General features: G+C 63.8%; 14 protein-coding genes and 1 pseudogene. 9 read left to right on the top strand and 6 right to left on the bottom strand.

Annotated features, from left to right (window positions below):
- Positions 1-244: DNA-formamidopyrimidine glycosylase family protein (locus ACTS2Z_RS13315; protein ID WP_442573693.1), on the bottom strand; the 244-nt coding region annotated here is incomplete at its 3' end.
- An 80-nt stretch (positions 245-324) separates the two neighbouring features.
- On the opposite strand from ACTS2Z_RS13315, the gene ACTS2Z_RS13320 reads away from it, so the two are divergent.
- The 8 genes and pseudogenes from ACTS2Z_RS13320 to dut all read left to right on the top strand — a co-directional run bounded on the left by ACTS2Z_RS13320 (position 325) and on the right by dut (position 6,318).
- A complete protein-coding gene (locus ACTS2Z_RS13320; RefSeq protein ID WP_442573694.1) occupies positions 325-1,017 on the top strand; it encodes a YbaY family lipoprotein in 693 nt (230 codons plus the stop codon).
- A gap of 74 nt (positions 1,018-1,091) precedes the next feature.
- A complete protein-coding gene (locus tag ACTS2Z_RS13325) occupies positions 1,092-1,847 on the top strand; it encodes a class I SAM-dependent methyltransferase (protein WP_442573695.1) in 756 nt (251 codons plus the stop codon).
- Positions 1,848-1,913: 66 nt separating this feature from the next.
- Positions 1,914-3,461, top strand: a complete 1,548-nt coding sequence (ubiB, locus tag ACTS2Z_RS13330; RefSeq protein WP_442573696.1) for a 2-polyprenylphenol 6-hydroxylase — start codon at positions 1,914-1,916, stop codon at positions 3,459-3,461.
- 33 nt (positions 3,462-3,494) lie between these two features.
- Positions 3,495-3,725: an AbrB/MazE/SpoVT family DNA-binding domain-containing protein gene (locus ACTS2Z_RS13335; protein WP_442573697.1), complete on the top strand. Its 231-nt coding sequence runs from the start codon at positions 3,495-3,497 to the stop codon at positions 3,723-3,725.
- Entirely contained in the window at positions 3,722-4,117 is a 396-nt protein-coding gene (locus tag ACTS2Z_RS13340; protein ID WP_442573698.1) for a type II toxin-antitoxin system death-on-curing family toxin, read from the top strand. The genes ACTS2Z_RS13335 and ACTS2Z_RS13340 overlap by 4 nt, the downstream gene beginning before the upstream one ends.
- A pseudogene (coaBC, locus tag ACTS2Z_RS13345) lies at positions 4,114-5,318 on the top strand (bifunctional phosphopantothenoylcysteine decarboxylase/phosphopantothenate--cysteine ligase CoaBC). Before ACTS2Z_RS13340 ends, coaBC begins: the two are co-directional and overlap by 4 nt.
- A 69-nt stretch (positions 5,319-5,387) precedes the next feature.
- Positions 5,388-5,843 carry a hypothetical protein gene (locus tag ACTS2Z_RS13350; protein WP_442573699.1) on the top strand — a complete coding sequence of 152 codons (456 nt, stop codon included), beginning with the start codon at positions 5,388-5,390 and terminating at the stop codon, positions 5,841-5,843.
- A gap of 25 nt (positions 5,844-5,868) precedes the next feature.
- On the top strand, positions 5,869-6,318 hold the full coding sequence (gene dut, locus ACTS2Z_RS13355; RefSeq protein WP_442573700.1) for a dUTP diphosphatase: 450 nt from the start codon (positions 5,869-5,871) through the stop codon (positions 6,316-6,318).
- A 6-nt stretch (positions 6,319-6,324) separates the two neighbouring features.
- On the opposite strand, the gene ACTS2Z_RS13360 is transcribed toward dut, so the two are convergent.
- The gene (locus ACTS2Z_RS13360) at positions 6,325-7,635 is read right to left on the bottom strand and encodes an ATP-dependent DNA helicase (protein WP_442573701.1); all 1,311 of its coding nucleotides are present in this window, start codon (positions 7,633-7,635) and stop codon (positions 6,325-6,327) included.
- 54 nt (positions 7,636-7,689) lie between these two features.
- Positions 7,690-8,145 (bottom strand): hypothetical protein, encoded by a 456-nt coding sequence (locus tag ACTS2Z_RS13365; RefSeq protein ID WP_442573702.1) that lies wholly within the window; start codon positions 8,143-8,145, stop codon positions 7,690-7,692.
- Between the two features lie 77 nt (positions 8,146-8,222).
- Between ACTS2Z_RS13365 and ACTS2Z_RS13370 the strand changes: the two genes are divergently transcribed.
- Positions 8,223-8,963 (top strand): HesA/MoeB/ThiF family protein, encoded by a 741-nt coding sequence (locus ACTS2Z_RS13370; RefSeq protein ID WP_442573703.1) that lies wholly within the window; start codon positions 8,223-8,225, stop codon positions 8,961-8,963.
- 15 nt (positions 8,964-8,978) lie between these two features.
- Here ACTS2Z_RS13370 and metH read toward each other — a convergent pair whose 3' ends face one another.
- From metH to ACTS2Z_RS13385, 3 genes are all read right to left on the bottom strand, one after another.
- Positions 8,979-11,666 (bottom strand): methionine synthase, encoded by a 2,688-nt coding sequence (gene metH, locus ACTS2Z_RS13375; RefSeq protein ID WP_442573704.1) that lies wholly within the window; start codon positions 11,664-11,666, stop codon positions 8,979-8,981.
- A 3-nt stretch (positions 11,667-11,669) separates the two neighbouring features.
- On the bottom strand, positions 11,670-12,740 hold the full coding sequence (locus ACTS2Z_RS13380; RefSeq protein ID WP_442573705.1) for a homocysteine S-methyltransferase family protein: 1,071 nt from the start codon (positions 12,738-12,740) through the stop codon (positions 11,670-11,672).
- A 2-nt stretch (positions 12,741-12,742) separates the two neighbouring features.
- A partial coding sequence (locus ACTS2Z_RS13385) for a methylenetetrahydrofolate reductase (RefSeq protein WP_442573706.1) occupies positions 12,743-13,464 on the bottom strand: 722 nt, incomplete at its 5' end.

Genomic DNA, 13,464 nt, shown 5'->3' on the forward strand with positions numbered 1-13,464 from the left:
TGGAAAACCGGCCTGACATGCCCAGATGCATCAGCAGGGTCTCACCTGAACCGAGCCTTGCAAGCAGATACTTCGCCCGCCTGTCCAGCCGCTCGACGGTCACCCCCGTCAGGCGCTCTGCCATGCGGTCCGGGAAAGCGAAGCGCAGATCCTTGCGGCGCACCTCGGCGCGCACGATACGCCGCCCTTCCATGGCCGGGGCGAGGCCTCGGCGAACGATTTCCACTTCGGGCAGTTCGGGCATGGTGCGCTCCGTCAGTGATGAGGTGTAGCGGCGAGCTTAGAATGTGGGCACGCCGTGTGCTAAAGCCATGATCAGCTTCAATGGAAACGCATCTCATGATCCGGCTTCTGGCCCTGCCCCTTTTCCTGATCACCCTCATCATCGCTGCGTGCAGCCCGTTTGACGAAACCGCGCCGCGCACGCTTTCGGGCACGCTGAGTGTTGGTGAACCGGTGCAGGTGCCCGACGGCACGCTGGCCATCGTCGAACTGCTGCCCGCCAGCGAGGACAGCGAGGCGGCGGCGCAAGCCAGCCTGACCCTGAACGAGGCCGATTTGCCGCTGGAATTCAGCCTCGAGGTCGATCCTGCCCGGCTGGCAGAAGACGAGAGCTATGTCGTGCGCGCGGCACTCGTGATGGAGGGCGAGCTTCGCTGGCTGAGCCCGCCCGTGGCGGTCGAGGTGCGCCGCTTGCGCATCGAGGCCGGCGAGGTGCGCCTTGACCCCGTGCTTGCCACGCCAGCAGACAGCGGGAGCGAGACTGCGCCTGCCTCCCCGGAAGAGGCCCTGTTTCTGTGCGGCGACATTCCCGTCATCGTGACCCGCAATGCGGACGGGGCCAACCTGTCGGTCGGCGAGCGCACCATCGCACTCGGTCCGGCGCAGCCTGGCGATGAAGCCGGCGTGCTGCGCTACGAGAGCGCTGACGGGGAAAGCTGGTTTGAAGATGCCGGCGCAACGGCACGCTATCAGGTCGAGGGCGAGACCGGACCGGACTGCATCCGCCTATTCTGACGCCTCCAGGTCAGCATCGGCGGGGCGCTTCGCCGCACTGGCGCGGGGCCGAAGCAAAGGCTAGAACCGGCACCATGACAGACAGCGCCACGACCACATCATTCGGCTTTCGCGATGTTGCGCGGGAGGAAAAGCAGGGCCTTGTACGCGGCGTGTTCGACCGCTCGGCGCGCCGCTATGACCTGATGAATGATGTGATGAGCCTCGGCATCCACCGGGTCTGGAAAGACATCACCATTACCCGCGCCCGGCCCAAGCCCGGCGAGCGTCTGATCGATGTTGCCGGCGGCACCGGGGATCTCGCCCGCGCCTTCATCGAGCGCTCCAAGCGGCCCGGTCAGAAACCTGCCACCGCCATCGTGGCTGACATCAACGAGGAAATGCTCAAGGCCGGCATCAAGCGTGGCAAGGCGGACGGCATTGAATGGACCGTCGCCAATGCCGAATGCCTGCCTTTCGAGGACAGAAGCGCAGATTGCGTGATGATCGGGTTCGGCATCCGCAATGTCACTGACCGGGCCAAGGCGCTTGGCGAAATGCACCGCGTGCTGAAACCGGGCGGGCGCTTCCTGTGCCTGGAGTTTTCACGTCCCGTCACGCGCGCCATCGCGAATGTCTATGATCTCTGGTCGTTCAACGCGATCCCGGAGCTTGGCGCCCTCATCGCGAAGGACCGCGACAGCTACCAGTATCTGGTGGAATCGATCCGGCGCTTTCCCCATCAGGAGGCGTTTGCGCAAGAGCTGCGCGAGGCCGGTTTCGGGGAAGTATCGGTGACCAATCTGTCGGGCGGCATTGCGGCCCTGCACACAGGGTGGCGGGTGCGCTGACGCGCGCATGCGCCGCACACCAACCCCTCGCCAAACCGGGCTCTTCACCCTAAACCTCACGGCCTGATGTTTGGACCTGTCTTCACCTTCTTCCGGCTGGTACGTGCTGCCTGGACGCTGGCGCGCCATGACGCCATGTTTCCGGTGGAATACCAGGCCGTGTTTCCGGCGCCTGCCCGTTTGGCAGGGCGTCTGGCGCGGCTGGTCGCCATTCGCGGGCGCGCCGACAATCCCGGCGAGCGTTTGGCACGCGCACTGGAAGAGTTGGGCCCGTCCTATGTGAAGCTGGGTCAGGTGCTTGCCACGCGCGCCGACGTCGTGGGCATTCATTTTGCCCGTGGCCTGTCACGCCTGCAGGACAGGATGGCGCCCTTCCCCGATGCCGAGGCGCGAAAGGTCATCGAGACAGAGCTTGATGCCAGCATAGAGACGCTTTTCGCCGAGTTTGGCCCGCCAGCGGCGGCGGCCTCCATCGCGCAGGTTCACAAGGCTCGCACGCATGCGGGCGAGACGGTGGCCGTCAAGGTGCTGCGCCCCGGCATCGACCAGCGCATCCGACGGGACATTGCTGTCCTGCGCCTTGGCGCAACCCTGGCCGTGCGCCTGTTTCCTGCCTCGCGCCGTCTGGAGCCGCGCGCCTTTGTGGAGACGGTTGCCCGCTCGCTCGTCCTGGAACTCGACCTTCGCATGGAAGCGGCGGGCGCGAGTGAACTGATGGAAGCGGCCGTGGTGGCTGACAACCTGCACATCCCGCAAGTGATCTGGCCGATGACGGCCAAGCGGGTGCTGACCACCGAATGGATCGACGCGATCCCCCTGACCAATATCGAGGCGGTCGATGCCGCCGGGATTGACCGGGTAAAGCTGGCCGCCGATCTGACCGATGCCTTCCTGACCTGCGCTCTGGAACGCGGCGCCTTCCATGCCGACATGCATGCGGGCAATCTTTTCGTTGGCAGGGATGGCCGCCTGTGGGCGGTGGATTTCGGTATTGTCGGACGCCTTGAGGCCCCGGAGCGCCGGTATCTGGCGCGCATTCTTCATGGTTTTCTGACCCGCGACTATGACCGTGCGGCGGCAGCCCATTTCGATGCCGGCTACGTGCCGCCCCACCATGTCCGTGCGGACTTCTCTGCAGCCCTGCGCTCGGTGGCAGAACCGATCTTCGGAAAGCGCGCGGACGAAGTGCCGATGTCACGCGTGCTGTTGCAGCTCTTCGAGGTGACCGAGATGTTCGACATGCATCTCCAGCCGCAACTCATCCTCCTGCAGAAGACAATGGTTCAGGTGGAGGGCGTATGCCGCACCCTCACCCCGGCCCATGACATGTGGGAGGCCTCTGCGCCTGCCGTCGAGCGCTTCATGCGCCGCGAGCTGGGCCCCGAAGGACGGGTGCGCGACCTGCTGCGTGACATGGAACGCATCCATGACAGCCTCGTTGCCCTGCCCGTCACGTTGCAGCGCCTGACCGATGCCGCCGAGCGGATGAACATGTCCGATACCGGGCACGCTCCTGCCCGCCGAAGCTGGTTGACCGGCGCGCTGATAGCGATGGCAGCCGCGAGCCTCGCAGTGCTGGTGACGCTGGCTCTGAGTGGCAATCTTGCAATGTAAGCACGTTTGTGCTTATTTCCGACGTGGAGGTGCATGATGACCATCACGGTTAAGCTGACAAAGCAGGGCAATTCGACGGGGGTCAGACTCCCGAAGGAAGTGCTGGAAATGGCCGGGCTTAACCGCGGCGATGAGGTTACGCTCGAAGTTACGGGTGGCCGTGTAACTCTGGTAAAATCCGAGGCACCTTATAGCGCGGCGATGTCCGCATACGAGGAATGCCGCGCGCGCTACAGTAAGACCCTCGAAGAACTCGCCAAATGAGCCACGACATCCGGCTCTTGCCGCTGTCTGCCATACTCGACGCCTATGAACGAGAGATGGACGCCACCGGCGGCGCGCGCGGTCTGCGTGATGAAGGTACCTTGAGTTCCGCACTCAGCAGGGCGGAGAACAAGCTCGCCTACGTAGACCTAGCGCCGCACATCCACGATCTGGCGGCCAGCATCGGATTTGGGATCGCGAAGAACCATCCCTTTCTGGACGGCAACAAGCGCATGGCATTCATCGCCAGCTATATGATGCTAAGGATCAATGGCTGGTATCTGGACGCGACCGAACGCGATACGACGCGCACAATACTCGCGCTGGCAGACGGCTCGCTGGACGAGGCGGGCTTTGCCGCCTGGCTGAAGCAATGGTCGTATAAGTTATGAACACGCGCATTCTACTGATCATTTCCGGCGGTATTGCCGCCTATAAATCGCTGGAGCTGATCCGCGAGTTGAAGCGGCGCGGGGTGGGTGTTCGCTGCATCCTTACCGAGGCTGCAAAGCATTTCGTCACCCCGATGAGTGTGACGGCCCTGTCGGGCATGCCGGTGCACGAAGATCTGTTTTCGCTGACCGACGAAGCCGAGATGGGCCATATCGAACTGTCGCGCTCGGCCGAGCTGGTTGTCGTGGCTCCTGCAACGGCCAATCTGATGGCAAAGGCCGCGCACGGGCTGTGCGACGATCTTGCCTCGACCGCCCTTCTGGCCACCGACAAGCCGGTGCTGATGGCCCCGGCGATGAATGTGCGCATGTGGGAACATGCCGCGACGCAGGCCAATCTTGCCACCCTGAAAGCGCGCGGCATTGCCTTTGTCGGACCGGATGAGGGCGAGATGGCGTGCGGCGAGTTCGGCCCAGGCCGCATGGCCGAGCCTGTGCGTATCGCCGATGCGGCTCTTGATCTCCTCAAGGCATGAGCGGCCCGCATATCATTCTGACCGCAGGGCCGACGGTCGAGCCGCTGGATCCTGTCCGCTTCCTGTCCAACCGCTCATCCGGGCGGCAGGGCTTTGCCCTGGCCGGAGCTCTGGCAGCGCGCGGCGCGCGCGTGACGCTGGTTTCCGGGCCGGTCGCGCTGGATACCCCGCAAGACGTCAAGCGCATTGATGTGGAGACCGCGCTGGAGATGCAGGCTGCGGTGATTGCGGCCCTGCCCGCCGATGCCTTCATCGGTGTGGCCGCCGTTGCCGACTGGCGCCCCGCCACCCGTCACGCCACGAAGCTGAAGACCGACAAGGCCGGCTTTGCCCGGCTTGAGTTGGTAGAAAACCCAGACATCCTCAAATCCGTCGCCAGCCTCGATGCCGGCCGGCGGCCGCGGCTCGTGGCCGGGTTTGCGGCCGAAACCGCGCCGGAGCCGGAGGCGCTGGAAGCGCTGGCCCGGGCCAAGATGGCGCGCAAGGGATGCGATCTCATCATTGCCAATGATGTTTCCGGAACGGCCATGGGCGGGGACACCAATGCCGTGTTGATCGTGACACATGATGGCACCGAGGCACTGGCGCAGGCGCCCAAGACCGAGATCGCCGCGCGCCTTGCGGTATCAGTGCTGGCCTTGTTGCCGCCCCCTTTTCAGGATTAGGCTCCCTTCGCGTATTAGGGCCGGGTGGCGGAGGACACTGCACGCCGGGCCGCAATCGGGAGTTCATTGATGAAGACTTTGCTTGCCTGTGGCGCCGCCCTTGTTGCCAGCCTTGCCGCTGGCGCTCCGGCCCTGGCCAATTGTTTTGCCATTCCAGGTGAGGCCGGCGCGCAGCCGACCGTGATCCAGGGTTTTATCCTGAGCGATGCGGCCGCCCGTCCGGGTCCGCTGCAGATGCCGCAACTGCCTGATGGTACGGCGGCGGTTCTGTGCGACCGCGAATCCGTGGTGCCGGACCCCAACGACTTCAAGCTGCTGCTTCAGGGCATTCCGCTGATGATCCGTTCGGGCACGCCGGATGATCCCACCGTGCTGAGCATGGGCATCGAGGAAGGCAATTACACCATCAGCGTCATGATGGGATCGCTCAATGATGACGAGCGTGCGGCGATCATTTCCACCGTCGAAGGCTTCGATGCCGGGATTGACGAAATGGAGCGCTGGATGGAAGAGAACCCGCAATAAGGGTTCAGCTTCCGGAGACATTGCCATGGTTCAGGTCCGCGTCATGACGCTCGAGCATTTCGCGGGCCTCGACCTTCCCCGCTACCAGACGCCCGGCTCGGCAGGCATGGACCTGCCGGCTGCGCTGCCGGACGACGCGCCCGTAGTGCTGCAGCCCGGCGAATGGCAACTCATTCCGACCGGCCTCGCCATCGCCCTTCCGGAGGGCTACGAGGCGCAAGTCCGCCCGCGTTCCGGGCTGGCGGCAAAGTTCGGGATTTCCTGCGTGAACACGCCCGGCACCGTCGACGCAGACTATCGCGGCGAGATCCGCGTCAATCTCATCAATCATGGCCGTGAGCCCTTCACCGTGCGCCGGGGCGAGCGCATCGCGCAAATGATCATCGCGCCGGTCGTGCAGGCAGAACTCGTTCTGTCCGAGACGCTGGATGAAACCCAGCGCGGTACCGGCGGTTTCGGGTCTACCGGCGTCTAGCCTGCTTCACCGCTCCAGCGCCGCGGGCGCCGGGTCGCAATAGCTCTTCACGTCGAAAATCCGCCTGTCGACAATGATGTCGGACGGGCGCAAGGGCCGTGACAACTCCATCCCCTCAAGCGTACGGGCGCGTGAGAGCGCGACATAGGCCTGCCCGTGTGCAAACAGGCGGCCCGGCAAATCGAGATAGACCCGGTCCAGCGTCAGGCCTTGCGCCTTGTGAATCGTCATTGCCCAAGCAAGACGCAAGGGCAACTGGGTAAAGCTGCCGACCGTCTCCTTCTTCAGGGATTTGGCGGCAGGATCGAAGCTGTAGGCGTGCCGGTCCCACTGGACCGGTTCGATGCGGTGAACATCGTCGCCAATCTTCACCATGGCAGAGTTGTCGGAAAAGCCGACAACTTCGCCAAGAGAACCATTGACCCAGCGTCCGCCCGGATCGTTCCGGAGCAGCATGACGCGCGCGCCACGCTTGAGGATCAGGGGGTCATCGGTCGGCATGATGCGGGCATCAAACTGGCCGGTTGTCTTTCCCTCGATCAGTTCAGGCCGGCCGGGCAGGGCATCGAGGCGCTGCGCATTGATGCGGAAGGCGGCCTCGTTGGTGGGGGTGAGCACGACATGGGTGGCGCTGGCTTCGAGGCCCGACCGCCCCGTGACACGAGTATTGAGCACCGCCCCTTCCTCGCGCGTCAGTTCGCCTGTGCGAACCGCGTTCAGTATCTGCACGAAATCGGGATCGGCCTGGCGATGGACTTTCGTCAGTTCCAGCATCGAGAAGCCGGCATCGCGAAAGGCGGGCGGATGGAAGAAGAAGGGGCCACCATAGGCCATTTCCAGATAGCCCGCCTCCTCATCGCGCACGACCGGCGGCAACTGGGAGAGGTCTCCCACCACGATCATGCGCACACCGCCAAAGGGCTCCGAGCTTTCGCGGTTCAGGCGCAAGCTGGCATCTATCGCCCACATCATGTCCGCGCGGACCATGGAAATCTCGTCGATGACCAGCGTCTTGAGCGCCTTGACCGCACGCGCATGGCGCAGGCGGCGAATATCAGATGGCTCCACCAGTCGTGGCGGCAGGCGGAAGAAGGCGTGCAGGGTCTGGCCGCCCGCCTGCATGGCTGCAACGCCGGTCGGGGCCAGTACCGCCGCTGACGGCCCCAGCCGCTCCAGCACGGCGCGTGTCAGCGTCGTCTTGCCGGTCCCCGCCCGTCCGGTGAGGAAGACATGGGAGCGGCCATTGACCAGATAATCGAGGACCGGCCCGTCAAGACTGGCGGACGGGACAGGGGGCGCGGCTTGCGTATCGGACATGAGGCGCAAACTGCCGCGCTTTGGCGATGACGGCCAGAAGCGATTGCGGCTGGTCTAGCTCTCCAGCTCCGGTGCAACACATGCCGCCCCGTCAAAGCGGAAATCGCGCACAATGCCGTCCGGGCTGATGATGAAGCGTGTCTCGCATTCCACAGTCCAGGTGCGCGGCGGATTATAGACCGTTTCCTCATACTGCTCGATGCGGACATGTTCGCGGCCCTGCTGGTCCACCCAGATCACGCGCCGTTCGCGCGGTATGGTGCTGTAGCCGCCCGGATCGTGACGCTGTTCGGAGACAAAATAGGTCCACACCTCACCGCCATCGCTGAGATAGTCGCGTGATACCGGCGAGCCCCGCTCGATGATCAGGCTGTCGGAGGTATGGCCGATGTGCAGCGCTGCACGCTGGCGATAGCCTTCCTGCGTTGCGCATGCCGTGACCAGAAGCCCCAGCGCAGCGACGAAAATCAGATGCGGGCGCGAAATCCCCTGCCCTCTCCCCTGTGCCATGCGACACCCTCCCTTGGACCGTTCAACACCTAGCGTGCTATGGCCTTCATGAACACTGCCTGAAGGAATTCTGCCCGGTGCGCCAGACCGATATCGACCGCCAAGCCCGCCATATCCTGCTGAAGGAAATCGGCGGTCCCGGCCAGGCCCGGCTCGGCGCCGCCCATGCTGTGCTGATCGGCGCCGGAGGGCTGGGCGCACCGGCCGCGCTCTATCTGGCAGCCGCAGGGATCGGCAAGCTGACCCTCGTCGATGCCGACACGGTCAGCCTCGACAATCTGCAACGCCAGGTGCTCTTCCGCACCGCGGATGTCGGCCGCAGCAAGGTCGAGGCAGCACGCGATGGCCTCCATGCGCTCGATCCGGATGTGGAGATTGTGACCGCGCCTGTTTTGGCCACACCCGAAAATCTCGATGACCTCCTGCAGGGCGCTGATCTGGTTCTCGATGGCTGCGATGACTTCGCCACACGCTTTGCCGTGAACGCCGCGGCCATGGCGGCCCGGATACCGCTCGTCTCCGGCGCAGTTGGGCGCTGGGATGGACAGGTTTCCACCTTTGCACCGCATCTCGGCGGGCCCTGCTATCGCTGTCTCGTGCCGGCCATTCCGCCCGATGCGGAAAGCTGCGCCGTAACGGGCATTGTCGGGGCGATCACCGGCATTACCGGCACGCTGATGGCGCTGGAGGCCATCAAGCTCATCACCGGCGCTGGCGAACCGCTTATCGGCCGCGTCCAGATCATTGACGGATTGTCCGGGGCGCTGCGCACCATAAAGCTGGCGCGCGACGCGCACTGCACGGCGTGTGGCGGCTGAAGGAGAATAACGCCCTCAAGCCGCCGCGTCGGCTTCCTCCAGCCGGGAGGCATCAGGCTCGTATCCCAGCACCGGGGCGAGTGCCTTTTCGGCCTCGTCCACGCTCCACCCCTTGCGGCTGGCATAGTCTTCCACCTGATCGCGCGTGATGCGCCCGACGGCGAAATAGACGCTGTCCGGGTGGGCCAGATAGAGGCCCGAGACGGCAGCGGCAGGGTACATGGCCCGGCTTTCTGTCAGGCGGATGCCGGTGCGCTCAGTTGCTTCAAGCAGCTCGAACAGCACGTCCTTCTCGGTATGGTCGGGCTGGGCCGGATAGCCCGGTGCCGGGCGTATGCCGTCATAGGCCTCCCTGATCAGCTCGTCCGGTCCCAGCGCTTCATCCTTCGCGTAGCCCCATATCTCCTTGCGTACCCGCTCGTGCAGGTACTCTGCAAAGGCCTCCGCAAACCGGTCAGCGAGCGCCTGGAACATGATCGCGGAATAGTCGTCATTGGCTTTCTTGTAACGCTCGGCGATGGCGTCTTCCGCGTCGCCAGCTGTCACGGCGAAACCGCCGACCCAGTCGGTCATATCGCTGCGGACAAAATCGCCGATCGAGAGATAGGGATTGTCGCCATCCTTCTCCGCCTGCTGGCGCAGGCCATGGAACATGGCGCGCTTCTGCGTGCACTCCTCATCGGTGAAGACGGCGATGTCATCGCCCTCGCGCCGCGCAGGCCACAGGCCGACAACGCCTCTGGGCTTGAGCCAGCTGCCCTCGATCATCTGGTCCAGCATGGCCTGCGCATCATCAAACAGGGCCCGCGCGGCCTCACCCCGGTTCGGATCGTCGAAGATGGCAGGGTAAGACCCCTTCATCTCCCAGGTGAAGAAGAAGGGCGTCCAGTCGATATAAGGGCGCAGATCGGCAAGGCTCACATCGTCAATCGTGGTCAGGCCGGGCCTTAGCGGCTTGAAGGGCTGATACCCGGTGGCATCGGCATCGAAGGCGCGCTTGCGGGCCTCGTCCAGCGAGAGCCGGCGGCGATTGCCTTGAGTACGGGCGCGCGTCTCACGGATGCGGGCGTAGTTGGCCTGCACCTCATCCCAGTAGGGCTGGCGCTGGGTATCGGAGAGGAGTTTCGAGACCACGCCTACCGCGCGGCTGGCATCGTGGACGTGGACCACCGGAGCCTTCTTGTAGGCCGGCTCGATCTTGACGGCAGTATGCGCCGGGCTGGTCGTCGCGCCGCCGATCAGGAGCGGAATGTCAAAGCCCTCGCGCTCCATCTCGCTTGCGAGGAACACCATTTCATCAAGCGAGGGCGTGATCAGGCCGGAAAGCCCGATAATGTCGGCCTTGTGCTCACGCGCGGCCTCCAGGATTTTCTCCGGCGGCACCATCACGCCAAGATCGACCACGTCATAGCCGTTGCATTGCAGCACGACGCCGACAATGTTCTTGCCGATATCGTGCACATCCCCCTTCACGGTCGCCATGATGACAAGCCCGTTGGATTCCTTGTCGAGACCGGCTGCCTCGCGCTCGGCCTCCATGAAGGGGAAGAGGTGGGCGACCGCCTTCTTCATTACGCGCGCCGACTTGACCACTTGGGGCAGGAACATCTTGCCTTCGCCAAAGAGGTCGCCAACGACGTTCATCCCGTCCATGAGCGGGCCTTCAATGACGTGCAGCGGGCGTTCGGCGGCCTTGCGAGCCTCCTCGGTGTCTTCCACCACAAACTCGTCAATGCCCTTCACGAGGGCATGTTTCAGACGCTCGGCAACCGGCAGGGCGCGCCATTCGGCGGCTGACTTTTCCTCTGCCTCTCCATCCCCGCGATAGCGTTCCGCCGCTTCGAGCAGGCGTTCGGTGGCATCCTCGCGCCGGTTCAGGATCACGTCCTCGACCAGCTCGCGCAGTTCAGCGTCGATCTCGTCGTAGATTTCCAGCTGGCCTGCATTGACGATGCCCATGTCCATGCCCGCCTTGATGGCGTGATAGAGGAAGACCGAGTGCATGGCCTGACGCACCGGCTCATTGCCCCGGAAGGAGAAGGAGATGTTGGACACACCGCCAGAGACATGCACGCCGGGCAGGCGCTTTCTTATCTCGCGCGTCGCCTCGATGAAGGCGACGGCATAGTCGTTGTGCTCCTCGATCCCGGTCGCCACGGCGAAAATGTTCGGGTCGAAGATGATGTCCTCTGGCGGGAAGCCGACCGTATTCACCAGTATGTCGTAAGCGCGCGCGCAGATCTCGACCTTGCGCTCTTTCGTGTCGGCCTGGCCGTCCTCGTCGAACGTCATGACGACCACTGCCGCGCCATAGGCAAGGCAGGCCCGCGCCTGACGGATGAAGCTCTCCTCGCCCTCCTTCAGGGAGATCGAGTTGACGATAGCCTTGCCCTGCACGCATTTCAGGCCCGCCTCGATCACGTCCCACTTGGACGAGTCGATCATGATCGGGACGCGGGCAATGTCCGGCTCGGTGGCAATGAGGTTGAGGAAGGTGATCATGGCCTGCCTTGAATCGAGCAGGCCCTCATCCATGTTGACGTCGATTACCTGGGCTCCGGCCTCGACCTGCTGGCGCGCAACATCAAGGGCGGTCGCGTAATCGCCTTCCTTGATCAGCTTTCGAAAACGCGCAGAGCCGGTGACGTTTGTGCGTTCGCCGACATTGACGAAAACGGCGCGGGACGGGGCAGTATCAGTCATGAATCACGAGGCCAGTTCAAACGGTTCGAGGCCCGACAGGCGCATGGCGCGCGGCCGTTCAGGCAAGGATCGCGGCGTGCCGGCAAAGGCGGCCTTGGCAATCGCGGCGATATGGTCCGGCGTGGTGCCGCAGCACCCGCCGACAATGTTCACAAGACCCGATTTCGACCAGTCGGCGATATAGGAAGCCGTCTCGTCTGGCGTCTCGTCATACTCGCCGAAGGCATTAGGAAGGCCTGCATTGGGATAGGCGAGTACACGCGTGTCGGCGATGCGGCTCATCTCGGCCACATAGGGGCGCAATTGCTTGGCGCCGAGCGCGCAGTTCAGGCCAACCGCCCAGGGCCTGGCATGACGCACCGAGTTCCAGAAGGCTTCGGTAGTCTGGCCCGAAAGCGTGCGGCCCGACGCATCGGTAATGGTGCCTGACAGCATGAGCGGAATGGCCGGGTCGAGGCGTCCTTCCTCGCGCATGTCCAGCACCGCCTTGATGGCGGCTTTGGCGTTGAGCGTGTCGAAAATCGTCTCGATGAGCAGGAAATCGACATGGTCAGCCATGGCGAGAACCTGCTCTGCATAGGCCTCGCGCACGGCATCAAAGGTAATGTCGCGAAAGCCGGGATCCTCGACCGAAGGCGAGATGGAGAGCGTCTTGTTCGTCGGGCCGATAGCCCCTGCAACAGCACGCGGCGAACCGGTTTCGGCCTCGACGATATCAGCCGCCTCACGGGCAAGTCGGGCGCCTTCCGCTGCAATCTCGCCTGCGAGATCCTCCATTGCGTAATCGGCCTGCGCAATCGTGGTGGCCGAGAAGGTATTGGTTTCGATAATGTCCGCGCCCGCCTCGAAATAGGCCTTGTGAATCTTGCGGATGGAATCAGGCAGGCTGAGGTTGAGAAGGTCGTTGTTTCCCTTCACCGAAGTGGGCCAATCGGCAAAGCGGTCCCCGCGATAGTCCGCTTCGGAGGGTTTCAGGCGCTGGATCATCGTGCCCATGGCTCCATCGAGGACGAGGATGCGCTCACGGCCAAGTTTTTCGAGCGCCACAAGGCGCGATTGGCGGTCAAAGCTCATGATCAGGCTGCCATTTCTGCCGGACGCACGCCGAGCAGGCGGCAGGTGGCCAGCGCCAGCTCGGCCCGGTTCAGCGTGTAGAAGTGAAACTGGTCAACGCCCTGATCGGACAGCTCATGGCACAGATCGGCGACGACATTGGCGGTCAGCAATTCGCGCGTGCCCGGATCGCTTTCGAGGCCATCGAAAAGATCGAACAGGCGCGCCGGAATGCTGGCACCACAAAGGCCCGCCATGCGCACCAGGCCGGCGAAGTTCGCCTGCATCATGATGCCGGGAACTATCGGGATATCGATACCGGAATCGCGCACCTTGTCGACGAAGCGGAAATAGACGTCCGGGTCGAAGAAGAACTGGGTGATCGCGCGCGTCGCGCCATTGTCGATCTTGGCTTTGAGCAGGTCGATATCGTGCGCGAAACTGGCGCTTTCGGGATGCTTTTCCGGATAGCAGCCGACCGAGATTTCAAACTCGCCCGCATTGCGGATGCCGGCTGCCAGCTCGGCCGCATTGGCATAGCCACCCGGGAACGGTTCGTAGCGCTCACCCACCCCGCCTGGCGGATCACCGCGCAGCGCCACGATATGGCGCACGCCCGCACTCCAGTAATCGCGGATGACGGCGTCCACCTCTTCGCGGCCTGCATTGACGCAGGTCAGATGCGCCGCCGGTTTCAGCGCAGTTTCCTCCACAATGCGGCGCACCGTGCGGTGTGTCCGGTCCC

The organism is Glycocaulis sp. (genome assembly GCF_052168375.1).
Classification (GTDB): domain Bacteria; phylum Pseudomonadota; class Alphaproteobacteria; order Caulobacterales; family Maricaulaceae; genus Glycocaulis.

Bases quoted from the DNA above. Each gene is read 5' to 3' on its own strand.
- ubiB (WP_442573696.1), top strand. From the start codon at position 1,914: ATGTTTGGACCTGTCTTCACCTTCTTCCGGCTGGTACGTGCTGCCTGG.
- ACTS2Z_RS13360 (WP_442573701.1), bottom strand. From the start codon at position 7,635: ATGTCCGATACGCAAGCCGCGCCCCCTGTCCCGTCCGCCAGTCTTGAC.
- dut (WP_442573700.1), top strand. From the start codon at position 5,869: ATGGTTCAGGTCCGCGTCATGACGCTCGAGCATTTCGCGGGCCTCGAC.
- ACTS2Z_RS13340 (WP_442573698.1), top strand. From the start codon at position 3,722: ATGAGCCACGACATCCGGCTCTTGCCGCTGTCTGCCATACTCGACGCC.
- ACTS2Z_RS13350 (WP_442573699.1), top strand. From the start codon at position 5,388: ATGAAGACTTTGCTTGCCTGTGGCGCCGCCCTTGTTGCCAGCCTTGCC.
- ACTS2Z_RS13320 (WP_442573694.1), top strand. From the start codon at position 325: ATGGAAACGCATCTCATGATCCGGCTTCTGGCCCTGCCCCTTTTCCTG.
- metH (WP_442573704.1), bottom strand. From the start codon at position 11,666: ATGACTGATACTGCCCCGTCCCGCGCCGTTTTCGTCAATGTCGGCGAA.
- ACTS2Z_RS13380 (WP_442573705.1), bottom strand. From the start codon at position 12,740: ATGAGCTTTGACCGCCAATCGCGCCTTGTGGCGCTCGAAAAACTTGGC.
- ACTS2Z_RS13335 (WP_442573697.1), top strand. From the start codon at position 3,495: ATGATGACCATCACGGTTAAGCTGACAAAGCAGGGCAATTCGACGGGG.
- ACTS2Z_RS13365 (WP_442573702.1), bottom strand. From the start codon at position 8,145: ATGGCACAGGGGAGAGGGCAGGGGATTTCGCGCCCGCATCTGATTTTC.
- ACTS2Z_RS13325 (WP_442573695.1), top strand. From the start codon at position 1,092: ATGACAGACAGCGCCACGACCACATCATTCGGCTTTCGCGATGTTGCG.